Below are 25,083 nucleotides of genomic sequence, written 5' to 3' on the forward strand. Positions count from 1 at the left end.
GGTTCTACTCACCTGCCTCATCGAAGTACGTCTGCGCGCCGGGGCAGGTGTCAATGTACGAGATGTCGCCAGCCGTAGCAGCATCCAGTTCGGCAGCGGCTGGATGCACCTGAATCAGGGCTTCCTCATTATCGAAGATTGCTGCGGTGATGTCGTGCTGAAGCTGCTCGTCCATGTCGAGGCTGGCAACCAGGATGTTCGGCGAAGCGATCACGGATACCGCTTCCGTCTGACCTTCGTAGGTATCAGCCGGGATGTCCTGCGCGAAGTAGTACTCGCCGTACTCTGCAGCGAGTACGTCGGCGTACTCCCCAATCGGAAGAAGGTTCATGTCTCCGTCGCTGGCGAGGTCGATCAGGGCACCGGTCGGAAGGCCACCGGACCAGAAGCCAGCATCGATGGTGCCGTCACGCAGCGCTGCAATGGTCTCGGCCGCACCCAGCTGGCGACGATCGATTCCCGTTGCCGGATCAATGCCCGCTGCCTCGAGTATCCGCACCGCTCCAACCTCAGTAGCCGAGTTCGGTGCACCGACGGAAATGACCTTGCCAGCCATGTCTTCCACGTTCTGGATTCCGGTGGCGTCGACCGTGACAGCCTGCATGAAGTTGTTGTAGATGTTGCCAAGGGAACAGGCCTCGACGGCATTGCCCTCGAATTCGCCGACACCTGCAACGGCATCAGAAACCACATCGCCGACAGCAAATGCAATTTGGGCGGATCCGTTTTGGATGAGCAGCATATTGTCGACCGACGCGTTGGTCTCCTGCACTGTGGCGTCATAGCCTTCGACGTTGTCCCGGATGACCGTGGCGAAGCCGCCGCCCAGCGGGTAGTAGACGCCGCCGGTGCCGCCGGTTGCGATGGATAGTGTGCCGCTGCCGGATGCGTCGCCGCCGCTGGTGTCCGGGCTGCCGCAGGCGGTCAGGAACAGGCTTGGCACCAGGAGGACAGCGGCCGTGAGGCTGATCCGGCGCGTAGTTGTGATGGTCATCGGTTTTCTCCCTTTGGTTGTGGCTATTTACGTTGGATGGTTATTACTGATGTGTTACTCGTCGATGCTGAAGTGTGAAGAGGGCGCCGGAATGTCTCCGGCAGCCAGTAGTCCGGCCAACATGCGGTAGTAGCCCACCAGCACCGCGAGCTCGGTGACACCGGTGTGCCCGTGGTGCCTGAACGCTTCGGCATGGACATCTGTGTCGACCGTTGGATCGTGCAGGATGGCCCAGGCCAGCTCGAGTGCGGCCTGCTCAGCGCCGCTGAGGCCGACAGGCATCGTGCCGCGGCGGAGGCTTTCCAGTTCGGCGGGCTGGATTCCGATAGTGGCGGCGACCCGGCTGTGCGCGTACCACTCGTAGTCGGCATTGGTATCGGCTGCGATGGCGCAGATCAGCAGTTCGCGGGTGCGGTCGGAGAGCGTGCCGCCGTAGCGCAGCAAAGCGCCCAATGCCTGCACGGCATGGCCGATCGCTGGCGAGTACAGCAACGCGTTGAACGGGCCAGCCAGGTGGCCGCCATCGTCGACAATCAGGAACGGGCCGTCAGCGCGGGGAGGGCCAGTAATCGTGTCGTGAAGAGTTCGCTGGGCTTCCGACAGCAGCTGAGGTGCGAGCAGCGGAAACCGGCCGCCACTGGCCTGCTCAGACAAGGGTCCGGCCTCCGTCCACGTAGAGCACATGGCCGGTGACAAAGGCTGCCTGCTTCGAGGCGAGGAACAATACCGACCCGGTGAGATCCTGCACGGTTCCTAGCCGCCCGGCCGGGACGAGTGCTGTGTAATGCTCCCGGATTCCGGGGGAGTCGAGGTGGCCGCGGGTCAATTCGGTCTCCACATAGCCGGGTGCGATGGCATTGACGGTGACCCCGCTGGACGCCCATTCGCGTGCCATCACCCGGATCAGTTGGTCGAGGCCGCCCTTGCTGGCGGCGTATGGGCCGTGGTCGGGGTGGGCCAGAATGCCAGACACCGAGGAGCAATAGACCTGACGCCCATAGCCGGCTGTGACCATCACATGGCCGGCGACGCGTCCCAGGCGGAACGCGCTGGACAGGTTGATGTCGAGAATTCGCTGCCAGTCATCGTCGTGGGTATCCAGGATGGGCACGCGGTTGTTTACTCCGACCGCGTGCACCAGCACATCGAGCCCGCCCAGTTGCATCTGGGTTGCGGCGACCGCGGTTTCGCAACCCTCGGTTGTGGTGAGGTCCACCTGAACAGTGGCCACTGTGGCATCCAGTGCTGCCAGCTTCGTGGCGTCGACGTCCGCGGCAATCACAAGTGCACCGGCGTTCGTGAATGCCGTGATACAGGCGGCGCCGATTCCGCCTGCGCCAGCGACCAGGACCCGCTGCCCCGACATTCCGAGCCAATCATTGCCTAAAGCTGGTGCCGTTGGAGAGATTTGGCCGTCTGCCTGTAGCTCTGAGACCGCGACGATGCGGTCCGTAAAAGACGTCATTTGAATAATGTATACAAAAACTGCAGCGTCTTATAACCCCGAGTCACAAAAACGTTATGCAGCCGTGATCAAGTCGCGCGATCACCGCGCGAACCGGCGCAGTCGTTCTTAGCCTCCGGCGTCCAGGAACTTTCGCAGGGAGTCAACAGCGTGCTCTCGGTGCTCATCAAGCATTGTGATCAGCCGGTCAGGATCGCCGTCCGCATACGCCTGAATGATCATGGTGTGCTCCCGCTCCACCCGACTTCTGTTAGTTTCCGCGCCGTAATAGACAAAGCGATACGCGTCGGTGGCATCCCACAAGACCTGCACCATCCGTTCGAGACGCGGCATTCCGGCGGCGGTGATCAGCACGAAATGAAAGCGGCGGTTGGCCTCGGTCATTTTCAGGAGGTCCCCTGCAGCACTGGCTGCCTCGACATCACCGGCCGCCAGCTTGAGCTCCCCTATGACACCGGGCTGGCTGCACTGCACTGCAACCCGCACTGCCTCTGCTTCGAGCAGCTGCCGCAACCGGTAAACCTCCAGCAGGTCAGTCAAGGAAAGCGTGGCCACAGTGAAGCCGTGGTGCGGCTCATAAGAAACCTGCCCCTCGCCTTCCAGAATCTTCAGTGCTTCGCGCAAGGGAACGCGACTGACGCCAAAACGATTGGCGAGCGCCTCCTGGCGCAGTGACTGGCCAGGGAGAAGCTCGCCGGCAATAATGGCCCGTCGCAGCTCGGCGAGCACAAAAGCCTGCGCGGTTGGGGGCCGCTTGGCCGGTTTTTCGGCGCGGCCGTTCACGCGAGCTTCCCGGATCCATCTGATCGCATCACGATCGAAACTGTAGCCCAGATTATCTCTCGTGCCTGAATTAGCGTTTGGTGACCTCGGCTACTGAATAATTGGACGATGACCCCTGATGGCACACCTCGATAAAGTCTGTTAGCGAACGCCACCAGGCGACGCCGGGCGCTGTCAGTGCGATCACGAATCGTCGTGTCGATAGTTTTCGTCACCGTTCTCGGGCTAACGGGATCCGGTATCGCCTCGTATATTGTGCAGCGCGCACGGACTCTGGCTGCCATCGATACGGATGCTGTTGCGCACCGTTGAGGGGCTGAAGTCCATCGTTGACGATCCAAACCTCATCAGGAGGCTTATATCAGAGGCGGATTCGAGCAACGTGGTGATTGGCGCGGCGAAGAGTCCGCTCGGAACCCTGAGGTATCTCATCGTGCCGGTTCGCCGTGATCTGGTGCGCAAAGCCATCGACGTGATAAGCCCCGACACGTGGGTGGTGGGCAATACCGGGTTCAAGAAAGACGGCGACTCCCACCCGGCGTGGTTCGCCAGTATTCGGGCACTCTCGGCAAGATCGGTAACTGTCAAATCGCGGTCAGTGTACACGCGGCCACAGACAACACTTCCTGCCCGCTGGACTGGCGTTTGTTCGTGCCCGAATCGTGGGATGACACCTCCGCAGACATCAACGGGTAAGCCGAAACGATCGCAGCAAGGCGGGCCAAAGCTCAGATCCCACAGACGCAACGGCATCGCACGAAGTGGGCGTCGGCGTTGGACATTATCGACGAACTCGGGGTGTGGGGTCACCGGCGGTGACCCTCGCCCGAGACGATTATTCGCTGAAATGCACCGGCACGTAAACATCCTGCACTCGGTCGTTGAGCGCGGTGTGGTCGTTACGCGTGTAAATGCCGCAGGCGTTCGCGAGGCAATCGGCATCCTCGCCCTGCGGGTCACCCAACTCCAGGTACGCCGTAAAGGCACCATCTGCCGTGTCGTCATAGCTGCGAGCGCCAAATAGTCGCCATGCCCAGTCGGCGTTGATCCAGTTGCTCGGTGCCCACTGCACGGTGCCTGCTGCTACGTCTTCTTGCTGTTGGCTCGGTACGCCGCCGATGCACGGGCCTGGCTTGTCTGCGGCGGTTTCGGGGATGACGCACACGGCAACGTAGACACCCTGCGATCCGTCATACCCGGTGCCGCTCACGACGACTCGTTCGTGGCGAACGAGCGCCTCGGTCTCGATCGGTTCGCCGTTTTCGCCAGCGACGCTGAGCGTGCGCGTTCGCCCGTCGTCACCGGTCGCCGTTACCGAGAGCGGCCACTGCTCATCGGTCTGCTGCTGGTTCGACTGTCCGGCACTCTCATGGGTGAGAATCGGCACCACAATGATGGCGACCGGCACGAGCAGCACCACAACTACCGCGAGTACGATCCACGGCCACAAGCGGCGGCGTGAAGTGGTGCGGGGCATGCAACAAGTCTATGGCTGCAACAGGCCACGGCAGGGTGCCCATGTGTCATAGGGTGACAGTGCGGGCCAACCGCCACGAACCACCGAAAGGGCACGCAATGATTCGGGACCTTGCTGCTGTTGCCGTTGGCGGTGCGCTCGGCACTGGTCTGCGCTTTGCCCTCGATCTCGCGTTCGCGACCAACGATGACCTTTTTCCGGTCTCAACACTCATCGCGAACATTATTGGCAGCTTCGTGCTTGCCCTCGTCGTTGCCACGCTCTGGGATGCATCACCCACGTGGGCACGTGCCGGACTCGGTGCAGGTTTGCTCGGCTCGTTCACCACATTCTCTGCGCTCGCTGTCGCCGTCGTGAACCTCATTGGTGTTGACCAGTGGATGCTCGCCGTCATCTACTTAGCCGCGACGATGGTGCTCGGACTCGCCGCCGCAGCCTTCGGGCTGTGGCTCGGTTCGCGTCGCACCCTCCGTTCTGGCGGCGACGATGCTGAGCTCGACAGCGACACAGTGCAAGTAGAAATGTTGACCGAATGACCGGCGGGGTAATCGCAGCGATCCTGGTTGCCGGGGCGGCCGGGTCAATCTTGCGGTATCTGACCACTCGCGCCTTCGCCTCCAACAACCGATTCCCGTGGGCTGTGCTGATCGTCAATGCGACGGGGTCTGCGCTCGGGGGCACGCTTGCTGGTCTCGCGCACATCGGCACCATCGACCCGAATCTCGAGGTTGTGCTGTTGACGGGGTTGTGCGGCGGACTCACCACCTTCAGCACCCTCAGCGTCGAGACGATTCAGTTCGTGACGCTCAAGCGGGTTCGCACTGCGCTCGTTAGCGTGGCAGCCAACCTTGTCGTGGGCATTGGCGCTGCAGCAGCAACCTACTTCTGGCTGATTGCCCTCGCGACCGAGTTGTAGTGCCTTTAGTCGTTGTGATCAGCATGGTGGGGTGCACCAATCAGGCAGAGCGGGCCGCGTCGACGAAAGCGCGGATGAGACCGGGGTCTTTCACTCCTCGACTCACCTCGATGCCACTCGACACATCAACGCCGCCGGGATGCACGGCTCGAATGAGCTCGGCAATATTCTGCGGGGTCAGGCCGCCGGCCAGCATCCAGAAACCCGGTGGAGCCGCGTCCACGAGCAGGGACGGGTCGAAGGCCACCCCGCCACCCGGAGTCACGGCGTCGATCAGCAGCCGGTCATCGGGTCGCAATCGTCCGGCACGGTTGAGCCGACGGTAGTCGTCAATCGGCATCGCTCGGATGGTGTCGAAGCCCTCTGCGCGGAGTCGGTCGAATTCGGCATCGCCCTCGTCGCCGTGCAGCTGCACTGTCCTAAGGCCAGCGCTGCTCGCTGTGCGGAGCACCGTATCGATGGGCTGGTTGCGGAAGACGCCGACGGTTTCGATCGACGACGGCAACTCGGTTATGAGCGACCGCGCCTGTTCGGCCGTGACCTGGCGGGGGCTTCCGGGCGCAAAGACGAACCCGATCGCATCGGCGCCGCTGTCGGCGACAGCCGCTGCGGAATCGCTGGTGGAGATCCCGCAGATCTTCACGAAAAGTCGGCTCATCCGACGGATGCTCCGGGTGAGGAGAGGACCAATGCAGCTGCAGTGTGGCCGCCGACGCATGCGTTCTGCAGGTCTCGAGTCGCGAGGAAGGCACTGAGAAATCCCGCAGCGAACGCGTCACCGGCGCCGGTGAGGTCACGCACCTCCGGCACTGTCGGCACCGGAACCACCAGCCGCTCTTCGCCCGGCCGGTGCACGATGGTCGGGTCGGCGCCTGCCTTGGTCACCACAATCGTGTCGGGAAGCCGGCTCGCCTGGGGACCAGGCTGCCCATCGACGACCAGACCGAGAAACGCCGTTTCACTCTCGTTACCGATGAGGAAATCCGGGCGGAGGTCGGCCATTAGCTCAAGAAAGCGCTCTACCCCGTACTGGGCGAGCATCCCGGTGGATGCGACGTCGATGGAAATCAAAATTCCCTTCTGCCGAGCGCGGCGGATCACATCAATCGTTGTCTTGCCGACAGGGTCGCCGTTGAAGGAGTAGGCCGACACATGGAGAAGTTCGAGCCCATCCAGCCACTCGTCGGGAACGTCATCGAGCAACGTCGCCGCACCTCGGTTGGGCAGCATGCTGCGTTCGCCATCCTGATCGATCAGGATGACGATGGTTCCGGTGACCTCCTTGCGCTGCACGCACACGTCGACGCCCTCCGCCTCCAGGTCCTGAACCAACGAGTCACCGAGGTTGTCGGTGCCGACGCATCCGATGAACCGGGTGGGGCCGAGGCGTGCGGCGAAGCTGGCAACGTTCGCTCCGCTGCCCCCTCGGGTGTGGAAGATTTCCACGTCCGTGTCTGTCCCGTGCCTGAGAGGCTCAGACAGCCAGACGACAACGTCCTCGACAAGATCTCCGATTATCCCCAGCACGATGACGACTCGCCGTTAGCGGGTCAGCGCCGTGGCGACGAGCCCGCCGAGAGCGACGTTGCCTCGGTAGACCTCGACGTTGACGTCCAAGCTGACGCCTTTGGTGTCACGCTGGATGAAGTCGAGCAAGAACGGGGTCGACGCGTTTCCGCTGATGCCCTGCTTCTCTGCCTCGGCCCAGGCGCGCGTGAGGATGTCGTCAAGCTGCTCCGGAGGGAGCTGCTTGTCGGCAGCGACCGGGTTGGCCAGCAGCACTGATTGCGGGAGCCCAAGATCGTCACGGGCATTGACGATGGCGGCGACCTCGTCAGGAGTATCGACGGAGTAGCCGATCGTGAAGCCAGAGTCAGTGACGTAGAAGCCCGGGTAGTGCGTGGTGCCATAACCGATGACCGGGATGTTCAGGGTCTCGAAACGTTCGAGAGTTGCGGGGATGTCAAGAATTGACTTGACGCCGGCGCTGATCACCAGAATCGGAATCTGGGCCAACGTGGTCATGTCAGCGGACTCATCGAACGTTTCGGCTGCGCCGTGGTGCACTCCGCCGAGCCCGCCGGTGGAGAAGACCTTTACGCCTGCGTGGTGAGCGAGGAAGGCGGTCGCAGCGACGGTCGTGCCGCCGTGCTTGCTGAGCGCGCGCACAACCGGCAGATCGCGGAGGCTGACCTTGGCAATGTCATCCGAGTGGGAAAGCGTGGTGATCTGCTCGGTGCTGAGACCCACGGTCGGCACGCCGTTGAAGACACCGATGGTGGCGGGCGTGACGCCCTGCGCACGAAGACCGGCCTCGGCTTCACGCGCGACCTCGAGATTTCGCGGTCGGGGAAGGCCGTGGGTAAAGATTGTGGATTCAAGAGCGACAACAGGGCGGTTCTCGCGAACTGCGTCTTGGACTTCTTGGGAGACGTGGATGACGGGTTCAGACATAGTCAATCTCTTTCTTCGCTGCTGCTCTTCACTGATGCTCGGCCGGAGGCGTACCGCTCTCCCCACCGTAACGAGTCGTTGACAAAGAATACAGAAAGAGTAGAGGGGGTTTAGATAGGCTAAGCCTATGCAAATTACGCTGCGGCAGGTCGAGATTTTCGTCACTGTGGCTGAGATCGGACACTTCGGGCGTGCGGCCGAGGCGCTGCACATTTCCCAGCCAACGGTGAGCCAAGAGGTCAGCCGGCTGGAGCGTGCGTTGGGCATCCCCCTGCTCGACCGCTCGCGGCGCTCGGCGACGGTGACTCAAGCCGGTGAGGCCATGGCCGTTGAAGGCCGGAGCTTACTGAATCACGCAAACCAAGTGGTCAGAAACGTTCAACTCTACGAGCCAACACGCATTCGCACCGCGCGCGTCGTAGCTTCGCCGAGTGTGGTGAACCGGCTGCTCCCCTCGACGATCAGCAAGGCGGAACAGACGCTATCCTCTGTGCGGATCGAAGACATCCTCGTCGACACTGGCGGCGTGACGTCAACGCTGATCACGGAGCACGCCGACATCGGCCTCGGCCGGTTTCTGGATGAGACGGCCGGGTACCAGATCGAGGTACTCGCCCACGAGCAGGTTTTCGTGGCGCTCAGCCGTCAACATCCGTTGGCAGACGCAGACCGCGTTGCACTGGACGAACTGGAAGATCTGCCCCTTCTGTTGTGGCCGCGGGAACAGAACCCCGCCTACTACGACTACTTGCTTGAGATCTGCACATCACGAGGGTTGAGCCCGATGCTGCTCGTCAGCCCACCGCGCATCGTTGGCTCCCGCCTGTACCTGCTCTCTGAATCCCGCGCATTCTCCCTGGTACCGTCATCGATGACCGGGCACCTTTCCGAAGATCTCACTGTCGTGGCCCTTGCACGTCCGGCGACGCTGCCCCTCGAGATGCAGTGGAGGGCGAGCGATTCCCGACCGCAGCTGGCCGCCCTTCGCGACCTAATCCGCGAGGTCGCTTCCGGCCTCTAGCGGCTCTGTGTCAGTGACACGCAACGACACCGACGTTGGCGCGGCTATTAGCGCTTCATCGCCTGAATCTTGCTGAGGGTTGCGATGACCTGCCGGGCGATCATCCGCCCCGCTCGGTTTGCACCGATTGTGGATGCTTGGGGTCCGTACCCGGCAAAGAACACGCGTGGGTCCTTCCAAGCGATGCCCTGCCCGACTGAAATGCCGCCCTCTTTTTCGCGCAGTTTCAGCGAAGCAAGGTGGCGCAGTTCTGGGCGGAATCCGGTTGACCAAATGATGGCATCGGCCTGCTGGAATGCACCGTCTTTCCAGCGCACACCCCCTGGCTCGATGCTCGAGAACATGGGGCGGGGGGTCAGCACGCCTCGTTCAATACCGGCCTGAATGCGTCTGGTGCGCGGAACGCCGGTGCCGCTGACAATGCTGGGAAGCGCTCGTCCTGCTCGTGCCGCTTCGTCTTGAATCTGCACTGCTTCTTTGCGTGCTTCAAGGTTGAGGCCGCCATCTTCGAGAAAATCGATGGGGCGTCGGCTGACCCACGTGAGGCTCTTGGCTACATTCTCAAGTTCGAGTAAGAACCCGATCGCTGAGGTTCCGCCGCCGACCACAACAATGCTTTGGTCGGTGAATTCGCGGGCGCTCTTATATTCGCTCGTGTGCAGGTGTCGACCCTCGAATGATTTGAGCCCCGGGTACCAGGGGATAAACGGTGCGCCCCAGGTGCCAGTCGCGTTGACAACTGTCGTGGTGGTCACCGACTTTGTCTCTTCACCATCGAGAGTGAACGTGACCTTCAGGTTCTCGCCCTCATTCTCAACCGAAATTACGTCAGCATCCCGAACCACCTGGAGGCCGTAGTGCTTCTCGTATTCGCGGTAGTAGTCAGAGACTACTTTCTTGGCCGGCATGTGTTTGTCGGCAGTGTCAAAGCTCAAACCCAGCTCTTCGAGGCCGGGTAGATCATTGATGCGATGGGCGGAGCCAATGCGCAAAGCTTCCCACCGAAACTGCCACGCACCACCAGCGGCTGGGCCGCGATCGAGCAACACAAACTCGTTGCCAGGGTCGAGCCCGAGCCGGCGCAAGTAGTAGGCAACGGAGAGGCCTGCTTGGCCCGCGCCAATGACGACAACAGAGGTGTCGGCGTCAGTAGTGGATGTCACGAGCTAACGTTACCCGTCAGCGGCCTACCTGTGCATGGCCCACGAAGAGATAGGCAACGCTCGTGCTAAACTACGGGCTAGTTTTCATCCATCCCTGTTCGCTCGTTCGCTGACCACCGTTAGTGCACCGGGACAGAAGTATGAGGGGGTCTCGCATGGGACGCGGCCGTCAGAAGGCAAAGCACACCAAAGTCGCACGGGATTTGAAGTACTTCAGCCCAGACACGAACTATGGCGCGCTTGCTCGAGAATTGAGTGGGTCAGAGGGCACTGCTCCTGTCTCCGAAGATAACGAAAAGTGGCCAGAATACTCTGCCGGAGATTCCTCCAGCGATGAGTACAACGCCGAAGACGACGAGGAAACTCGTAGCGCCTAAGGCGGCACGGCTAGCCCTCGTGGCACCAGTTCACGAGCGCCGGCACAACATCCTCGGCGAATCGTTCGTAGTCGTCTGCCGAGTTGTAGGCATGTGCGGCAAGCCGCAGATACCCAGTATCACGCCAGCTGGTGATCTGGGTTTCAAAGCCAAGTTCATGGCTGATCCGCTCGCGGAGCTCATTCGCAGCCGGGGCGGTCGCACCAAGCGTTCCCGGCAGACGCAGTAGGCGCATTCCTGGAGCAGGCATGCCGACATCCACTCGCGATTCCTCGCCTGACGCGGCGTCGAGTGCATCCGCGACCACGTCGGTGGAGTAGTCGAGCAGTGACTCGATGTAGGCGCGAATCGAGTCCCAACCGATGCGGTCTTCGAGACCCGTAACGGCATCCACTGTGGCCAAATATGGCGTGTAGTCGAGGGTTCCCTGGTAGTCGAAACGGCCAGGGAATGGCTCATCCATTCCCCACGAGTCGATCAGCGGGTACAGGTTCTTCGCAAAATTCTTCTCGGCAACCAGAACAGCGGTGCCACGGAAGCCGCACGCGAACTTGTGCAGATTACCGACCCAGGAGGATGCCGCGACACCTTCTGCAGGTCGGTGCTGCACGCCGGGGGCGTGGGCTGCATCCACGAGCAACGGCACTCCGTGCTTCTGGGCGAGTTCAGCGAGCGCCGCCAGAGGAAACGCACGTGCTGTCGCTGAGCTTGAGGCGTCGATAACAAGGCCAGCCGGTTTGTTGGCTAGAGCTTTACCGAGCACGGTGAGAACCTCATCCGCGCTGGCATTCAGGTCGATGGGGATTGTGCGCACCTTCGCACCGCGCTGACGGGCTTCGCGGCGGGCAGAGAACGCAACGGCTCCGTAGGTGTGGTCGGTGACGAGGATCTCATCGCCCGCGCCCAACCCGAGCGCGCGAATGGATGCCGTCATTCCGGCACTGGCGTTGGGGACAAAACCGAACTGGTCGGCATCCACCCCAATGAAGTCAGCAAGCTCGGCGCGAGCCTGCGCAACGCGCGCAGGGGCAACCATAAACCAGCGCTGTGGGGCACTTTCCGCTTCTTGCAGGTAGGCCATGCGCCGAAGCTGCGCGAATACGGGAACCGCTCCGTAGGAGCCGTGGTTGATGTGGCGCCACCGTGAGTTGAGGCTCCAGAGTGCTGCCGCGGGTGAACCGTCGCGCGCTTCTAGCGGCTCGGGTCGCGCGGTTGTTGCGGCCTCGGTCTCGGCTGCGTCGGGCTTCTTAGTTGCCATAGCGCCCAGTCAAGCGCACGGCACCACCATTCACACCCTTGGCGCCCTGTTCGAATCCAGAAAGGTCATGCGCGGCCATCGAGACTCGGCCGACTTCCCACGAGGGGATGCCGTCGGCGGTGAGTGCTGCGATTGTTGCGTCGGCAGCATCTGCGGCCACAATCGCGATCATGCCGATACCCAAGTTCCAGGTTCCCTCCGCACTTTCGAGAGTGGAACCGGCCAAGTCGGAGAGCACACGGAAGACGCTCGGCGGTGACCAGGTCGAGCGCTCAACTTCAACCCACGAGCCGACGGGCAGCACGCGAGCGAGGTTCGCGGCGATTCCGCCACCGGTGACGTGGCTGAGGGCGTGAACCGCACCGGGCTGCGCATCGAGCAGGTTGAGCAGCGGCATTGTGTAGAGGCGGGTGGGCTCGAGGAGCACTTCACCCACGATGCCGTCGAGGTCGTCGAGACGGTCGGTGTAGCCGATCTTGTTGTTCGCCAGAATGTGGCGCACGAGAGAGAAACCGTTGGAGTGGAGGCCGGAAGATTCCAGGGCGATGACGACGTCACCGTCGGTGATGCGCTGGGGCCCGAGCTGAGCATCCGCTTCAACAACACCGGTGGCGGCTCCTGCAACGTCGTAGTCGTCGGGGCCGAGAAGGCCGGGGTGTTCTGCCGTCTCTCCGCCAACGAGGGCGGTGTCGGTTGCCGAGCATCCACGAGCAATGCCCGCAACGATGTCAGCGATGCGAGCGGGAACAACCTTGCCGCACGCAATGTAGTCCGTCATGAAGAGGGGCTTGGCACCAACAACGACGATGTCGTCAACGACCATTCCAACGAGGTCTTGACCGATGGTGTCGTGCTTGTCGAGCGCCTGAGCGATTGCCACCTTGGTGCCAACGCCATCCGTCGACGTCGCCATCAGCGGGTGCGTATACGACGTGAGGAACGACACATCGTAGAGCCCAGCGAAACCGCCAACCCCTCCGAGAACGTTGGGCCCGTGAGTGGCGCTCACGGCCGACTTCATCAGTTCGACGGCAAGATCGCCGGCTGCGGTATCGACGCCGGCTGCGGTATAGCTGGAGGAAGAGTTCTCGGTCACGGCTCAAGCGTACCGGTCAGCGCCTTTCAGCACGCAGCACCACCTCCCCGTAGGCAGCAGCAGCGGGGCTGGATGTGAGAAGCTAGACCGTACTCACACCGGGTACGCGCTCTTCGACCTCAGGGAGCCACGCGAAAGCATGTGCGGCATTGTCGGTATCGTCTCTTCTCAACCCGTCAACCAGCAGGTCTATGACGCACTGTTGCTCTTGCAGCACCGCGGTCAAGACTCCACGGGAATCGCCACTGCCGACGGCAGCACCCTGCATTTGCAGAAGGCCAACGGCCAAGTCCGCGAGGCGTACCGCACTCGCGACATGCGCAACCTCGTCGGCACCTCGGGCCTCGGCCACGTGCGCTACGCCACCAAGGGCAACGCTTTCAATGAGAATGAAGCCCAGCCGTTCTATGTGAACGCGCCCTACGGCATCATCCTCGTTCACAACGGCAACCTCACGAACACGCAGCAGCTCACCGACGAACTGTTCCGCATCGACCGCCGCCACCTCAACACCACGAGCGACACCGAACTGCTCGTCAACGTCTTGGCCAACGAGCTTCAAGAGCAAGTGTCGGGCCTCGACCTCGACCCCGAGCAGGTCTTCACCGCCATCTCGCGCGTTCACGATCGCGTTGAGGGTTCCTATGCCGCGATCGCGTTAATCGCTGGCCACGGCTTGCTCGCCTTCCGCGACCCGTACGGCATCCGCCCCCTCGTGTTGGGCCGCCGCCAGACTGGTCTCGTCGGTGACGAATGGATCGTGGCATCCGAATCTCTCGTACTGGAGAGTGCCGGTTACGATCTGGTCCGGGATGTCGCACCAGGCGAAGCAATCTTCATTACGCCCGACGGTCAGATGTTCTCGAAGCAGTGCGCCAAGGCACCGGTACTGATTCCGTGCTCGTTCGAATACGTCTACCTGGCTCGCCCCGACTCGATCATGAACGGCATCTCCGTTTATGAAGCTCGCCTGCGTCTGGGCGACAAACTGGCCGACACCATCGCCAAGTACACGCCCATGGGCGACATCGACGTTGTCATGCCGATTCCTGACTCCGCCCGGCCCGCAGCGATGCAGGTTGCTCAGAAGCTCGGCGTCGAATACCGCGAAGGTTTCTACAAGAACCGTTACGTTGGCCGCACCTTCATCATGCCCGGCCAGGCCGAACGCAAAAAGAGCGTCAAGCAGAAGCTCAACGCGATGGGCACCGAGTTCAAGGGCAAGAACATCCTGATCGTCGATGACTCGATCGTGCGTGGCACCACCTCGAAAGAGATCGTGCAGATGGCACGCGAGGCTGGCGCCAATAAGGTCACCTTCACCTCGGCAGCACCGCCGGTGCGCTTCCCGCACGTGTATGGCATCAACATGCCGACGCGTGCCGAGCTCGTCGGTCACGGTCGCAAGATTCCCGAGATCGCGATGGAGTTGGGCGCCGATGCGCTCATCTACCAAGAGGTCGCAGACATGCAAGCCGCGATCACCGAAGGCTCTGACGTGAAGTCGCTCGAAATGAGTTGCTTCACGGGTCACTACATCTCGGGCAACATCACGCCCGAGTACCTCGACTGGCTCGAAAGGTCTCAGCTGAGCTAGCGCCGCTGGGGTCGAGCCCTATTCGAGCGTGCCTTCGTACGACTCTGGTTCGACAGTTTCGTGTTCGACGGTTGCTGCGCGTGCACGACGAATCGACACCTGGTCGAGAGTAAGGGCGACGAGCGCACCCACGGCAACGCCTGCGGGAATCCCGAACAGGCTGAAGTAGCCGAAGAGTGCGCCGAAACCCACGATGGGGTCGACGGGGTACGACATCGTGAGGATGAACGTCACGATGGCGCCGACGCCTCCACCAATAATGAGGAACGGCCCAAACTTGGGCGCACGGCGGATTCGTGCGTCGCCAGATTCCACCGAGCTGGTGAGCGCGGGTTCACGAATCTCAGCCGCCTCAGCGTGTTGCTCAGGCTGCTGCGGTTCGGATGCCGCGGGCTCGTGTTCTGGCGTAGTGCTCACGGAGCTATTCTCTCCCACACCAGCGGCAAGTATTCGCTGAGGTCGGCGCGCGAACCCGACGCGTTGATATCGCCGGAGTCGAGAGCCTCGGCCCACTGACGTGTTCCGGTCGCTAGTGCGATCCAGGTTTCGGCATCCATCTCAACAACATTGGGTGGTGTGCCACGAGTGTGGTTGGGGCCTTCGATTGCTTGCACGGCGCCGTGTGGTGGAACCCGCACTTCTACCGAATTGCCTTCGGCATCTCGCCCGAGAACCTGCAACAGGTAGCGCACTGCGGTGGCGGTCGCATCGCGATCGGCTCTACCGTCTTTGACCATTCTGACGCTTGCTTCGCCAGCAATTGCGGCAATCTTCAGCTGTGCCATGGCTTAACGCTAGCAAGTAACGCTGAACGCTTGGTTAGGCTGGGGTCGTGCGAATTCTTGTTCTTGGTTCCGGTGCCCGCGAGCACGCAATTGTGACGTCCCTTCTCAGCGAGGAAGAGGCCCACGAAATCACGGCAGCGCCCGGCAATGCCGGTATTGCGTCAGTCGTTGAGACGGTGGCGCTCGACCCCACGCGCGGAAGTGTTGTCACGGAGTATGCGCTCGACAATGACATCGAGCTGGTCATCATCGGGCCAGAGGCTCCCCTCGTTGCTGGAGTTGCTGACGATCTGCGCCGCCGCGGCATCGCCGTGTTCGGCCCAGGCAAGGCTGCCGCTGCGCTTGAGGGCAGCAAGACGTTTGCGAAGCGCATTATGGATGCCGCCAACGTGCCGACCGGTCGCGCCCACCGCGCTGGTTCACTCGAGGAAGCGCTTGAGGCTCTCGACGAGTTCGGTGCCCCTTACGTGGTGAAGGCCGATGGTCTCGCCGCAGGCAAAGGCGTTCTCGTGACGGGCGACCGCAACGCGGCTGTCGACCACGCGACCTACTGGCTCGGTCAGGGCAGCGTGCTCATTGAGGAGTACCTCGCGGGCGAAGAGGTCTCCCTCTTCCTTCTCAGTGATGGCCATAATGTTGTTCCGCTCTCGCCTGCCCAGGACTACAAGCTCGCCTACGACGGCGACGATGGCCCCAATACCGGCGGCATGGGTGCATACTCCCCGCTCAACTGGCTACCCGAAAACTTCGTTGACGAAGTGATCGACACGATCGCGATTCCCACGATCCGTCAGCTCGCGAGCGAGCAAACACCCTTCATCGGGCTGCTCTACTGCGGACTCATCGTCACTCGCGAGGGCATCCGCGTAATCGAGTTCAACGCTCGCTTCGGTGACCCCGAGACGCAGGTTGTTTTACCCCGCCTCGTGACTCCGCTCAGCTCACTTCTCTATGCGGCAGCCACCGGCGGTCTCCCCGACCACGCCACACCCGTCTTCTCTGACGAGGTCGCTGTCACTGTCGTACTTGCCAGTGAGGGCTACCCCGAGAATCCCAAAATCGGTCGCACCATTACCGGTTTGGATGCGGCCCTCGCCGTTCCCGGAATCACCATCGCCCATGCGGCCACCGCCAAAAAGGGTGACGAGTTTGTAGCCACCGGCGGACGCGTGCTCAGCGTTGTCGCGACCGGCAAGACTTTCGCAGTCGCCCGCGAACGTGCCTACGAAGCGCTCGGCCACATCCACCTTGAGGGCGGCCACTTCCGCACCGATATCGCGCTTCGCGTCGCCAAGTGAGCGACGCCGTGAGCGAGTGGACGAAGACGTATTCCGGCAAAGTCCGTGACCTGTATGTGCGCGCCGACGAGCCACAGCTTGTGCTCATGGTTGCCAGTGATCGGGTCAGTGCGTTTGACCATGTGCTGGAGCCGGGTATCCCGAGCAAGGGTGCGCTGCTGACGCAGTTGAGCAAGTGGTGGTTCGCGCAGCTTCCTGATGTTGCCAACCATTTGGCGGATGCCGTCTCGGTTTCGAATGCCAGCGTCGACGCCCCCGCAGAGTTGGCCGACCGGTCGATGGTTGTGAAGCACCTCGACATGTATCCCGTGGAGTGCGTCGTGCGCGGCTACCTCTCGGGCAGCGGTTGGCTCGAGTACCAGAAGTCGCAGAGTGTGTGCGGCATTGCACTACCTGCTGGTCTCGCCGATGGCGATCGCCTGCCGGAACCGATTTACACTCCCGCGTGGAAAGCGCCGCTGGGTGAACACGACGAGAACATCAGCTTTGAGCGCACCGTGGAGCTCGTGGGTGCTGAGGTCGCGACGGCGCTTCGGGATGCTTCGCTCGACATTTTCGCGCGAGCTTCGGCCATCGCCGAGACTCGTGGTGTGATCCTCGCGGACACCAAGTTTGAGTTCGGCGCCGACCCCGAATCGGGCGCGCTCGTTCTGGCCGACGAAGTGCTCACGAGCGATTCAAGCCGTTACTGGGATGCCGAACTCTATGCCGCGGGTGGCCCCGGCCGCCTCGCGAGCTTCGATAAGCAGATCGTGCGCAACTGGCTTTCGGCCCACTGGGACAAGCAGGGCACGCCGCCCGAGCTTCCCGCCGAAATCGTGGAGCAGACCGCGGCGCGGTATCGCGAGCTGATTGAGCGGCTTGCTGTATAGGCTCGTGTTCAGGCGCTCCGAAGCATTGCGTGCTCAGCCCTTTGACACGCGATCAGAGAGCCCATCGGTCGAACCCCGTGTCTCGCAACTAATGATGAACACCGCCGTTTGGGCATTCGCTTGCGACACAGAGCGGTCGTAGAACGCCGCGCCCGAGTACCGAAGACACAGAGCAGCCCGGCGTGTAAAGTGACCCGCTCTCGGACCGGTGGTCTGGAGTGAACTTTGCTTGAACCATGGCGCGGGTGTGCGTGCACCAACTAGCCCAAGCCCAAAGCTGCTACGAGACCTGCGTCGACCAGACGCATCGTTGCCGGAGAAAAGGCCCCTAACAACGACCGTATGTCGTCTTCCCACATGTCTTCGATGTCATCGCACAAGACGCGACCGTTGACAGGCTCGCCGAATGGCACTCGCACAATCGACGCAAGCTCCGGTTTGTCGCTGGTCGTAATACGAGCCACCAAAGCGGTTCCGAGGCTCCGATTGCGACCGTTGTTCGACACGACGACGTAGTACTTTTCTACGGTCATTCCAGGAAGCGTCGCGGCGTAGACCTGACCCCTCAGAAAGTTCGTAGTCACTCGGCTCGACGCCGACCCGCTGCTGCTCTGCGTTGCGTCCGATAGTTCGTGTATTCCTCGTCGTTAGCAAGTTCACGGTAAGCAGCTAGTTCAATTGCCTCTCGGACCCGCGCCAGCCCAGCTTCAAAGACTGCGTGGACGAGCTCTGCTTCCGAAGCTTGTTCACTCACTCGTCCAGGGAGAGCACTCAGGTGCTGGGCAGACCCGCGAATCAGTTCAAGGTCTCTGATGTCTTGCGCAGACAGGGGCAGCGAAAGTCGCTTGGGGGCGGGCAACAGTATCTCGGCGGTCATGCATCAATTATGCATCACTTTTGATGCAGTTTCCACTGTTTTCGGAATGAATCAGGAAACAGCTTGCTGACCCCTTCGGAATATGCTGGGGCTATGTCGTCTTTTGTTAGGCACAGTCCACGGTGGACAGTCGATGCCCGCGCTGAGCGACCCACACTCCTTCGTAGAGCACGCCGTCACTGAGGCGTTTGACGATGCGCCTCCATCGTCGCGACGGCTCATCGTCGGGAAGTCGTTCGGTTGCCTTGCACTCCCGTGGGCGCGCCGAAACGATCCCTGCCACACAGGCGAACGTGATCTCCGTACCGGAGGCAGACCACTCACTAACCATCCCGGGCGATTGGCGCGCATCACACGCCGCTCAACGCGCAGTATTTGACAGCATTACCACTCACCTCGACGCTCCGTAAGTGCGAGATCGTGGAGCAAACCGCGGCCCGATATCGCAACTCATTGAGCCCTTGACCGCTTAGAGTCACACGATTGTGCCGCCCGACAATGCCAGCTAGGCCGAGACGGGAGCATCCATCGAGCAGGTGAAGTTACTGCGATAAGCCGTGGGAGTGATGCCAAGTTTGCGCGCAAAGTTCTGTCGCAGCACAGCCGCAGAACCGAAACCGCTTTCCCAAGCAACCTGTTCGAGCCCGAGATCAGTCTGCTCGAGGAGCCGTTGCGCATAGAGCAGCCGCTGCCGGGCGAGCCACGCACCAGGAGTTGTTCCGAGATCTAGCTTGAAGCGGCGAGCGAAAGTTCGCGGCGACATTTGGGCTTTGCGTGCGAGCTCCTCAACGGGCAGTTCCTCACGAAGGTTCTGCAGCATCCATTCGGTGACGGCAGAGAACGAGAGCGATTGCACGGCAGGCACTGGCTTGTAGATGAACTGCGCCTGCCCGCCGTCCCGTTGAGGCGCGACGACCATGCGCCGGGCGATGATGTTGGTGACCTCAGCCCCCAGCTCCTGCCGCAGCAGGTGCAGGCATGCGTCGATCCCGGCAGCGGTTCCCGCGCTCGTGATGATGCGCCCATCCTGCACATAAAGAACGTCGGGGTCGACATCGATCTGCGGGTACATGGCAGCCAGTGTGTCGGCATACATCCAGTGCGTGGTTGCTCGGCGCCCATCAAGCAATCCGGATGCGGCGAGGAGAAAAGACCCGCTGCAGATGGCCAGTACCCAAGCCCCGCGCGCAACCGCACGTTCGAGCACTGCGGCGACTCGGGGATCGACCGTGCCCCAGGTGGAACGAGGAACTGGCGTCAGAATTATCAGGTCAGCCTCGTCCGCGAATGCAAGATCATGTTCGACATTCATTGTGAACCCGATGCTGCTTCGAATAGCACCCGGCTCGGCCGCGAGCACACGGAAATCGAAAGATTGGATGCCCTCCGCTGTGCGATCGAGGCCGAAAGCCTCGCAGGCTAGCCCAAACTCGAACGGGGTAAACCCGTCTTGCACTATGACCGCAACTCGTTCCATCAAGAGACAAGACCTTCCTTGCTGAGCCCACCACCACGAGAATAATTGGCAGTTTTCATTCGATATATGGCAATACTGCCACTGTTGGCAGCTTTTAGTCGATCATAGTCTTTATGCCATGTTCATCGCAATCGCTCTCATAATTCTGTCCGTTATCGCCATCACCGCGACCGTCGTCGCGCTGCCCCACGATGGCCACCGTAGGGTGCCCACTGATTGGAGGCGGCTGCCGTAACTGGTGCGTTCACGCTCGCCAATGAGGCGCTCACGAGCGACTCACGTCCTTCAAGAGATACCGGTTCGTAGGCCACGGGTGGCCCAGACGCATGGCGAGCGTCGACAAGCGAATCGTGCGCAACTGGCTCCCCGTCGATACTGGTCGGGCCAAAACCCGCGCATGCTCAATGTGCTTTCCCGCGCCCCACTCCCAGGTCTAGCAACCAGCGATAAACACCGAAAATAATGCCTCCGCAGCGCGGCCAAGATGTCACTTCAAATTGACGACGTTCGGTGTACCTGTAATCGACCGGATTGCGGGCAGTGCGACACTGGGTTAATGGCTGAAACCTTCGAACCGGCGCTCGTTCCGGAGCTTTTGGTCGTCGACGTTGATCGCAGCCTCCGCTTTTGGCGCGACGTATGTGGCTTCGAAGTCCGCTACTCGCGACCCGAGGAGCGCTTCGCTTACATCGTGCTCGGCTCCGCCCACCTCATGCCGGAACAGATCGGAGTCGGCCGGAACTGGATCACTGGTCCGCTCGAGGCCCCGCTCGGGCGCGGAGTCAACTTTCAGATCACTGTTCCCAACACCACGCCTCTAGTCTCTGCCCTCGCGAATGCAGGCATCGAACTCCTCATGCAGCCCGAGACGAAGTGGTACCGCATCGGCGGCGAAGAGGCCGGGGTGGAGCAGTTCCTCGTTGCCGACCCTGACGGCTATCTCATCCGGTTCCAGGCGTCTCGCGGACGACGACGCGTGCAGGCGATTTCTGACTAACCCACTTTCGAGAGTTGGCTGCGCAGCCCTGAAGTCCTGTATGACGTTGTGCATTCGGGTACCAAGGATGACGGCCAAGATGCGACTCGCAAGCGAGCCGGAGCGATACCGCACGGTGTCTCGCAGCCTTAGTGCCGAGAGACTGATGAGGGATTTGCAGCTACGGCACGCGTGCGTCCACTTTACGATTGCAGCATGGCTGATTCACTCCCCCTTTCTGCCCGCCCATTGTCCGAGGTTGAGCGACCACTCGTAGAACTTGCGCGGAAAACCATTGACGCAACCACTGATGCTGGTCCGGGCAAAGACGGGGTGCACACCATGGGCGCGGCCGTGAGAGCATCCGACGGACGGACTTTCACGGGAGTAAATCTCTACCACTTCACCGGTGGCCCTTGTGCTGAACTCGTTGCTCTCGGCGCTGCCCGTGCGGCGGGGGCAACGGAGCTGACACACATCGTGGCCGTCGGAGGGCGTCGTGAGTGTCCTCGCTTCGGACCTTCTGCCACTCAGCTTCAACTACGCCGCAGAGCAGGTTTAGCTCGAAACATCCACTTGCGACACATAGTTGCGAGGAGTTCGTGTCGGCGGATGCCTTCGATGCTGATGTTCAGGGCGTTCGGTAGCCGCTGCCCGACCGGCCCGCTCTGCCTAAAAGGCCGGATGGCCCGCTGCACTCACGCGGCCAGGCTCTTGTCGGTCGGTAGTTCCGCCAGACGCCATTCGAGCATGCCCTCCGCCATCCGGCGCGCCGGGCGGCCGCCCCTGCGCAGCAGGTCCACGGCCTCATAGGCGAGCACGCAGTACGCGCCGCGGCAGTAGGCGACGATTTCACGCCCGGGGGGCAGCTCACTGATCCGCTCGGCCAACTGTTCCAGCGGGATCGAGACGGCCCCGGGAATGTGCGCCGCGCGGTACTCTTCCGGAGGACGGACGTCCAGAACCGTCACCGTGCCGTCGGCAGCACGGGCCACAAGTTCTTCCCAGGTCATTTCCCGCGCCGTCTCGTCCAGATCGGCTTCCGCGGCACGCCCGGCACTGAGGTAGTCATTGCCCCGCTCCTCCACTTCAGCCACCCGCTCCCTGGCCACTGTGCGGACCAGGTCATATAGGCGGAGGACATCATCCCCGGCTAGGTCGTAGTAGATCCGGGTGCCCTCCTTACGGATGGTGACCATGCCTGCCTGCTTCAGGGCCTGCAGGTGGGCCGAGGCCGTGCTCAGGCCCAGACCCGCGGCAGCAGCGAGGGTTTCGACACTGCGCTCCCCTTGGGAGAGGAGGTCGATCAGCTCCAGGCGTTTGCCGTTACCCATCGCCTTGCCCACCCGCGCGAACTGATCGAACAGTGCGGCTTTCTTGCCCCGGTCACCCACTACATCCTCCAAAATTCCATGTAATACTGGAATATAGTATATTCCATGTTTATCTAGAATACCAGCGCACCGCTGTCCGGCGGTGCACCCCGAAGGAGCATCCGGCCATGGCCAAACTTGAGCTGATCCCGGTCACCGACGAGGGACTGGGTAACTCGACCTATATCCTCGATCTCGGTGACGGCCGACCCGGCGACTGGACCAACACCACCAGCAAATCCCTGGAGACGAGCCGATGAGCACCGGATCAACCCACCGGACGGGCGGGGAGGAGCCCAAGCTGGGGATTACCCTCGGTCTGCGCCAGAATCTCGCCCAGTTCATACTCCTCGTGGCGGTCAACGCGCTCGTCGGCGGAACCCTAGGCCAGGAACGCACCGTGCTGCCACTGCTGGCCCAGAAGGTCTTCCAGCTGGATCTCTACACATCCGCCTTGACCTACATCCTGGCGTTCGGGCTGGCAAAGGCCGCCACGAACTACTTCGCCGGGACCCTCTCGGACCGGTACGGACGCAAACCCGTGCTCGTCGCCGGCTGGCTCATCGCCCTGCCGATCCCGCTGATGCTGATCTTCGGCCCCTCCTGGGGATGGATCGTCGCCGCCAACATCGTCCTGGGCATCAGCCAGGGCCTGACCTGGTCCACCGCCGTGATTATGAAAATGGACCTCGTCGGCCCTTCCCGCCGCGGCATGGCCATGGGCCTGAACGAAGCCGCAGGCTATCTCGGCGTCGCTGCCACAGCCCTGGCCACCGGCTACATCGCCGCGACCTACGGCCTGCGGCCTGGACCGTTCCTGCTCGGCGCCGCGTACATCGCCCTCGGCCTGGGACTCTCCGTGCTTGCCGTGAAGGAAACCCGCCACCACGCCCGGCTCGAAGCGACGAACCACGCCTCCACACGCGCCAACGCCCACGCGAAACTGAGCAACCAGGAAATTTTCACCCTGACCAGCTTCCGCGACAAATCCCTGTCCTCGGTCAGCCAGGCTGGTCTGGTCAACAACCTCAACGACGGGCTGGCTTGGGGGCTGTTCCCCGTGCTATTCGCCGCCGCAGGGCTGACCATCGAGAAGATCGGCATCCTCGCCGCTGTCTACCCTGCCGTGTGGGGTGCTGGGCAACTGGTCACCGGTGCGCTCTCGGATCGGATCGGCCGCAAGCCACTGATCGTGGGCGGCATGCTCATCCAAGCCGCTGCCCTGGGGATGGTCGCCCTCGGCCAGGACTTCGGAATCTGGCTGACCGCCGCCATCCTCCTCGGCGCCGGCACCGCCATGGTCTACCCGACCCTGCTCGCGGCTATCGGCGACGTCGCCCACCCTGCCTGGCGGGCCAGATCCGTTGGAATCTACCGCCTCTGGCGTGACGGCGGCTTCGCCGTCGGCGCGCTGCTCGCCGGAATCCTCGCGGATGCCTACGGCATCCCGGTCACGGTCGCCGTCGTCGGGGCCCTCACCGCAGCCTCGGGAATCATCGTCGCCGTGCGGATGCGCGGAACCGACCACCAACCGGCCCCACACCCCGCATAAGCGCCATCCCTTCCACTGCTTCACCACCTAAGCAGCAATTTGAGGGGGCAGCGTGGTCTGGCGCAACAATGCCCCTGATGGAGCAGCCCTCGCAGCACACGTCACCGCGGGCGACGAGCTCCGGCGCGGTTGCGGTTGCGGTTGCGGCCCACAGTCCGGTTGATGCGCCCTCGGCTGCGGTATTGAACAGCGGGTTCGGGTTGCCGTCTTCATCGATCCATTTGCGCGCGAGCAGCTCCTCCTTGGGCACGTTGCGCTGCAGGTCCGTCATGATGCCGTCGAATCGCACAGGGGAGAGCCGGTGCCCGAACGCCAGCGGCGTTGATCATGATGTCGACGGGGTGCCTGCTTCGCGCATGCTGGCGGTGAATGCGGCAACAGAGCTGAGGTCGCCGAGATCCATCTGTTCTATCTGTACACCCTTCACGGTTTCGAAGCCGAGCCCGGATTAGCCTCCGGTGACGACAGTGACAATCAGTCGATGATTTGCAGCGTCGCGATTGACTGGTCGCCTTGCAGCTGGAATTCAAAACGGCTTCGATCGCCGCGGTGATAGGCGACGAAATGTTCGATCGGTCGCCCAGTGGCATCCATGCTGACGCTACGCAGGAGTAGTAGCGAGTTGCCACTGCTGAGCCCCAACTGCTTGGCCTGTTCCGGGGAGGCAACGGTCGCTTCGGCCGAGCGCGTTCCGCTGGTTACAACGATGCCGAACTCGGCAAGCACCCCATACAACGAGTTCTCCGACATATCCACACCGAGCGTATGCGCGCCGACATCTTCGGGCATCCACGTGGTTGTCAGCGACCACGGTTCGCCGTCCACCCACCTCAGGCGATCGAGCACGACCACGGTTTCGCCCGGCTTAATCTGCAGCACTCGGGCCACGTCTTCGTTTGCTGGCTCGCTGGTGTGCCTGAGGATGTCACTGTGCACGTGCCCGCCACGCTGGGCGACCTCATCGTAAAGACCCGCCAAAGTGTGGACGAGGCTTTCTGCGACCTTCGGGCGCGACACAAAGGTGCCCTTGCCCTTAACCCGCTCGACGACGCCTTCGTGCTCCAATTGCGCAAGAGCTTGACGCACAACGGTGCGCGAGACTTCGTACTGCTCGCAAAGACGGTGTTCTCCCGGAAGCGGATCCCCTGGGCCCAACAGGCTCTTGTCAATCGTGTCAAGGATCAGCTGGCGCAACTGATCGTACATCGGCACCGCTGAGCGACGATCGATGCGGGATCCGTTGTTGAGAATTAGCTCGGTATCGAGAGTCAC

At 62.0% G+C, this 25,083-nt stretch carries 27 protein-coding genes and 1 pseudogene; 11 read left to right on the top strand and 17 right to left on the bottom strand.

The genetic code is table 11. The annotated features are described in order from the left end of the window. Positions 1–4 precede the first annotated feature (4 nt). The 4 genes from ACTJJW_RS02050 to ACTJJW_RS02065 form a co-directional block, all read right to left on the bottom strand. Positions 5–994: a TAXI family TRAP transporter solute-binding subunit gene (locus ACTJJW_RS02050; RefSeq protein WP_462642339.1), complete on the bottom strand. Its 990-nt coding sequence runs from the start codon at positions 992–994 to the stop codon at positions 5–7. 54 nt (positions 995–1,048) lie between these two features. After that, positions 1,049–1,648: a carboxymuconolactone decarboxylase family protein gene (locus ACTJJW_RS02055; RefSeq protein WP_462642340.1), complete on the bottom strand. Its 600-nt coding sequence runs from the start codon at positions 1,646–1,648 to the stop codon at positions 1,049–1,051. Beyond that, complete coding sequence (locus tag ACTJJW_RS02060; protein ID WP_462642342.1) at positions 1,641–2,459, bottom strand: SDR family NAD(P)-dependent oxidoreductase; 819 nt, start codon at positions 2,457–2,459, stop codon at positions 1,641–1,643. The genes ACTJJW_RS02055 and ACTJJW_RS02060 overlap by 8 nt, the downstream gene beginning before the upstream one ends. A gap of 108 nt (positions 2,460–2,567) precedes the next feature. Beyond that, positions 2,568–3,242, bottom strand: coding sequence for a GntR family transcriptional regulator (locus tag ACTJJW_RS02065; protein ID WP_462642343.1), 675 nt, complete (start codon positions 3,240–3,242; stop codon positions 2,568–2,570). A gap of 430 nt (positions 3,243–3,672) precedes the next feature. Here ACTJJW_RS02065 and ACTJJW_RS02070 point away from each other — a divergent pair. Beyond that, a pseudogene (locus tag ACTJJW_RS02070) lies at positions 3,673–4,052 on the top strand (transposase); the annotation flags it as partial. A 25-nt stretch (positions 4,053–4,077) separates the two neighbouring features. On the opposite strand, the gene ACTJJW_RS02075 reads toward ACTJJW_RS02070, so the two are convergent. Continuing rightward, positions 4,078–4,719 (bottom strand): hypothetical protein, encoded by a 642-nt coding sequence (locus ACTJJW_RS02075; RefSeq protein WP_462642344.1) that lies wholly within the window; start codon positions 4,717–4,719, stop codon positions 4,078–4,080. Between the two features lie 98 nt (positions 4,720–4,817). Here ACTJJW_RS02075 and ACTJJW_RS02080 point away from each other — a divergent pair, with 98 nt between their 5' ends. Both ACTJJW_RS02080 and ACTJJW_RS02085 read left to right on the top strand, forming a co-directional pair. Beyond that, positions 4,818–5,255 carry a fluoride efflux transporter FluC gene (locus tag ACTJJW_RS02080; RefSeq protein WP_462642346.1) on the top strand — a complete coding sequence of 146 codons (438 nt, stop codon included), beginning with the start codon at positions 4,818–4,820 and terminating at the stop codon, positions 5,253–5,255. Further along, positions 5,252–5,635 (top strand): fluoride efflux transporter FluC, encoded by a 384-nt coding sequence (locus tag ACTJJW_RS02085; protein WP_462642348.1) that lies wholly within the window; start codon positions 5,252–5,254, stop codon positions 5,633–5,635. Before ACTJJW_RS02080 ends, ACTJJW_RS02085 begins: the two co-directional genes overlap by 4 nt. A gap of 40 nt (positions 5,636–5,675) precedes the next feature. Here the strand turns inward: ACTJJW_RS02085 and ACTJJW_RS02090 are convergent, their stop codons facing one another. The 3 genes from ACTJJW_RS02090 to ACTJJW_RS02100 all read right to left on the bottom strand — a co-directional run bounded on the left by ACTJJW_RS02090 (position 5,676) and on the right by ACTJJW_RS02100 (position 8,089). Continuing rightward, a complete protein-coding gene (locus tag ACTJJW_RS02090; protein ID WP_462642349.1) occupies positions 5,676–6,293 on the bottom strand; it encodes a phosphoribosylanthranilate isomerase in 618 nt (205 codons plus the stop codon). Further along, positions 6,290–7,081 (bottom strand): carbohydrate kinase family protein, encoded by a 792-nt coding sequence (locus tag ACTJJW_RS02095; protein ID WP_462642350.1) that lies wholly within the window; start codon positions 7,079–7,081, stop codon positions 6,290–6,292. The genes ACTJJW_RS02090 and ACTJJW_RS02095 overlap by 4 nt, the downstream gene beginning before the upstream one ends. 96 nt (positions 7,082–7,177) lie before the next feature. Beyond that, positions 7,178–8,089 (bottom strand): pseudouridine-5'-phosphate glycosidase, encoded by a 912-nt coding sequence (locus ACTJJW_RS02100; protein ID WP_462642351.1) that lies wholly within the window; start codon positions 8,087–8,089, stop codon positions 7,178–7,180. A gap of 127 nt (positions 8,090–8,216) precedes the next feature. On the opposite strand from ACTJJW_RS02100, the gene ACTJJW_RS02105 reads away from it, so the two are divergent. Further along, positions 8,217–9,110 carry a LysR family transcriptional regulator gene (locus ACTJJW_RS02105; RefSeq protein ID WP_462642352.1) on the top strand — a complete coding sequence of 298 codons (894 nt, stop codon included), beginning with the start codon at positions 8,217–8,219 and terminating at the stop codon, positions 9,108–9,110. A gap of 47 nt (positions 9,111–9,157) precedes the next feature. On the opposite strand, the gene ACTJJW_RS02110 is transcribed toward ACTJJW_RS02105, so the two are convergent. Continuing rightward, complete coding sequence (locus ACTJJW_RS02110) at positions 9,158–10,273, bottom strand: NAD(P)-binding domain-containing protein (RefSeq protein WP_462642353.1); 1,116 nt, start codon at positions 10,271–10,273, stop codon at positions 9,158–9,160. Between the two features lie 155 nt (positions 10,274–10,428). Here ACTJJW_RS02110 and ACTJJW_RS02115 point away from each other — a divergent pair, with 155 nt between their 5' ends. Next, positions 10,429–10,650, top strand: coding sequence for a DUF3073 domain-containing protein (locus tag ACTJJW_RS02115; protein WP_462642354.1), 222 nt, complete (start codon positions 10,429–10,431; stop codon positions 10,648–10,650). 10 nt (positions 10,651–10,660) lie between these two features. Here ACTJJW_RS02115 and ACTJJW_RS02120 read toward each other — a convergent pair whose 3' ends face one another. Together ACTJJW_RS02120 and purM are read right to left on the bottom strand one after the other, a co-directional pair. Next, positions 10,661–11,908, bottom strand: coding sequence for an aminotransferase class V-fold PLP-dependent enzyme (locus ACTJJW_RS02120; RefSeq protein ID WP_462642355.1), 1,248 nt, complete (start codon positions 11,906–11,908; stop codon positions 10,661–10,663). After that, positions 11,898–13,004, bottom strand: a complete 1,107-nt coding sequence (gene purM / locus ACTJJW_RS02125) for a phosphoribosylformylglycinamidine cyclo-ligase (RefSeq protein ID WP_462642357.1) — start codon at positions 13,002–13,004, stop codon at positions 11,898–11,900. Before purM ends, ACTJJW_RS02120 begins: the two co-directional genes overlap by 11 nt. Positions 13,005–13,143: 139 nt before the next feature. Between purM and purF the strand changes: the two genes are divergently transcribed. Beyond that, complete coding sequence (purF, locus tag ACTJJW_RS02130) at positions 13,144–14,601, top strand: amidophosphoribosyltransferase (RefSeq protein WP_462642358.1); 1,458 nt, start codon at positions 13,144–13,146, stop codon at positions 14,599–14,601. A gap of 18 nt (positions 14,602–14,619) precedes the next feature. Here the strand turns inward: purF and ACTJJW_RS02135 are convergent, their stop codons facing one another. Together ACTJJW_RS02135 and ACTJJW_RS02140 are read right to left on the bottom strand one after the other, a co-directional pair. After that, on the bottom strand, positions 14,620–15,018 hold the full coding sequence (locus ACTJJW_RS02135) for a hypothetical protein (RefSeq protein WP_462642359.1): 399 nt from the start codon (positions 15,016–15,018) through the stop codon (positions 14,620–14,622). Then, positions 15,015–15,386, bottom strand: a complete 372-nt coding sequence (locus ACTJJW_RS02140; protein WP_462642361.1) for a sterol carrier family protein — start codon at positions 15,384–15,386, stop codon at positions 15,015–15,017. Before ACTJJW_RS02140 ends, ACTJJW_RS02135 begins: the two co-directional genes overlap by 4 nt. A gap of 47 nt (positions 15,387–15,433) precedes the next feature. On the opposite strand from ACTJJW_RS02140, the gene purD reads away from it, so the two are divergent. Next, entirely contained in the window at positions 15,434–16,684 is a 1,251-nt protein-coding gene (gene purD / locus ACTJJW_RS02145; RefSeq protein WP_462642363.1) for a phosphoribosylamine--glycine ligase, read from the top strand. Then, the gene (locus ACTJJW_RS02150) at positions 16,681–17,556 is read left to right on the top strand and encodes a phosphoribosylaminoimidazolesuccinocarboxamide synthase (protein WP_462642365.1); all 876 of its coding nucleotides are present in this window, start codon (positions 16,681–16,683) and stop codon (positions 17,554–17,556) included. The genes purD and ACTJJW_RS02150 overlap by 4 nt, the downstream gene beginning before the upstream one ends. A 260-nt stretch (positions 17,557–17,816) precedes the next feature. Here ACTJJW_RS02150 and ACTJJW_RS02155 read toward each other — a convergent pair whose 3' ends face one another. Together ACTJJW_RS02155 and ACTJJW_RS02160 are read right to left on the bottom strand one after the other, a co-directional pair. Further along, positions 17,817–18,140, bottom strand: a complete 324-nt coding sequence (locus ACTJJW_RS02155) for a type II toxin-antitoxin system PemK/MazF family toxin (protein WP_462642366.1) — start codon at positions 18,138–18,140, stop codon at positions 17,817–17,819. 798 nt (positions 18,141–18,938) lie between these two features. Next, on the bottom strand, positions 18,939–19,910 hold the full coding sequence (locus tag ACTJJW_RS02160) for a GlxA family transcriptional regulator (RefSeq protein WP_462642368.1): 972 nt from the start codon (positions 19,908–19,910) through the stop codon (positions 18,939–18,941). 556 nt (positions 19,911–20,466) lie between these two features. On the opposite strand from ACTJJW_RS02160, the gene ACTJJW_RS02165 reads away from it, so the two are divergent. Further along, complete coding sequence (locus ACTJJW_RS02165) at positions 20,467–20,907, top strand: bleomycin resistance protein (RefSeq protein WP_462642370.1); 441 nt, start codon at positions 20,467–20,469, stop codon at positions 20,905–20,907. Positions 20,908–21,584: 677 nt separating this feature from the next. Here the strand turns inward: ACTJJW_RS02165 and ACTJJW_RS02170 are convergent. Then, a complete protein-coding gene (locus ACTJJW_RS02170) occupies positions 21,585–22,280 on the bottom strand; it encodes an ArsR/SmtB family transcription factor (RefSeq protein WP_462642371.1) in 696 nt (231 codons plus the stop codon). A gap of 107 nt (positions 22,281–22,387) precedes the next feature. Between ACTJJW_RS02170 and ACTJJW_RS02175 the strand changes: the two genes are divergently transcribed. Both ACTJJW_RS02175 and ACTJJW_RS02180 read left to right on the top strand, forming a co-directional pair. Further along, entirely contained in the window at positions 22,388–22,519 is a 132-nt protein-coding gene (locus ACTJJW_RS02175) for a hypothetical protein (RefSeq protein ID WP_462642372.1), read from the top strand. Further along, a complete protein-coding gene (locus ACTJJW_RS02180; protein ID WP_462642373.1) occupies positions 22,516–23,811 on the top strand; it encodes an MFS transporter in 1,296 nt (431 codons plus the stop codon). The genes ACTJJW_RS02175 and ACTJJW_RS02180 overlap by 4 nt, the downstream gene beginning before the upstream one ends. Positions 23,812–24,285: 474 nt before the next feature. Here the strand turns inward: ACTJJW_RS02180 and ACTJJW_RS02185 are convergent, their stop codons facing one another. Beyond that, positions 24,286–25,083, bottom strand: a complete 798-nt coding sequence (locus ACTJJW_RS02185) for a GntR family transcriptional regulator (RefSeq protein WP_462642374.1) — start codon at positions 25,081–25,083, stop codon at positions 24,286–24,288.

The sequence above is a fragment of the Rhodoglobus galactosidasius genome, from assembly GCF_054957775.1.

Coding starts and splice junctions, on each gene's coding strand:
- ACTJJW_RS02050 (WP_462642339.1), bottom strand. CDS start 994: ATGACCATCACAACTACGCGCCGGATCAGCCTCACGGCCGCTGTCCTC.
- ACTJJW_RS02060 (WP_462642342.1), bottom strand. CDS start 2,459: ATGACGTCTTTTACGGACCGCATCGTCGCGGTCTCAGAGCTACAGGCA.
- ACTJJW_RS02075 (WP_462642344.1), bottom strand. CDS start 4,719: ATGCCCCGCACCACTTCACGCCGCCGCTTGTGGCCGTGGATCGTACTC.
- ACTJJW_RS02080 (WP_462642346.1), top strand. CDS start 4,818: ATGATTCGGGACCTTGCTGCTGTTGCCGTTGGCGGTGCGCTCGGCACT.
- ACTJJW_RS02085 (WP_462642348.1), top strand. CDS start 5,252: ATGACCGGCGGGGTAATCGCAGCGATCCTGGTTGCCGGGGCGGCCGGG.
- ACTJJW_RS02090 (WP_462642349.1), bottom strand. CDS start 6,293: ATGAGCCGACTTTTCGTGAAGATCTGCGGGATCTCCACCAGCGATTCC.
- ACTJJW_RS02100 (WP_462642351.1), bottom strand. CDS start 8,089: ATGTCTGAACCCGTCATCCACGTCTCCCAAGAAGTCCAAGACGCAGTT.
- ACTJJW_RS02105 (WP_462642352.1), top strand. CDS start 8,217: ATGCAAATTACGCTGCGGCAGGTCGAGATTTTCGTCACTGTGGCTGAG.
- ACTJJW_RS02115 (WP_462642354.1), top strand. CDS start 10,429: ATGGGACGCGGCCGTCAGAAGGCAAAGCACACCAAAGTCGCACGGGAT.
- ACTJJW_RS02120 (WP_462642355.1), bottom strand. CDS start 11,908: ATGGCAACTAAGAAGCCCGACGCAGCCGAGACCGAGGCCGCAACAACC.
- purF (WP_462642358.1), top strand. CDS start 13,144: ATGTGCGGCATTGTCGGTATCGTCTCTTCTCAACCCGTCAACCAGCAG.
- ACTJJW_RS02140 (WP_462642361.1), bottom strand. CDS start 15,386: ATGGCACAGCTGAAGATTGCCGCAATTGCTGGCGAAGCAAGCGTCAGA.
- ACTJJW_RS02160 (WP_462642368.1), bottom strand. CDS start 19,910: ATGGAACGAGTTGCGGTCATAGTGCAAGACGGGTTTACCCCGTTCGAG.
- ACTJJW_RS02165 (WP_462642370.1), top strand. CDS start 20,467: ATGGCTGAAACCTTCGAACCGGCGCTCGTTCCGGAGCTTTTGGTCGTC.
- ACTJJW_RS02175 (WP_462642372.1), top strand. CDS start 22,388: ATGGCCAAACTTGAGCTGATCCCGGTCACCGACGAGGGACTGGGTAAC.
- ACTJJW_RS02180 (WP_462642373.1), top strand. CDS start 22,516: ATGAGCACCGGATCAACCCACCGGACGGGCGGGGAGGAGCCCAAGCTG.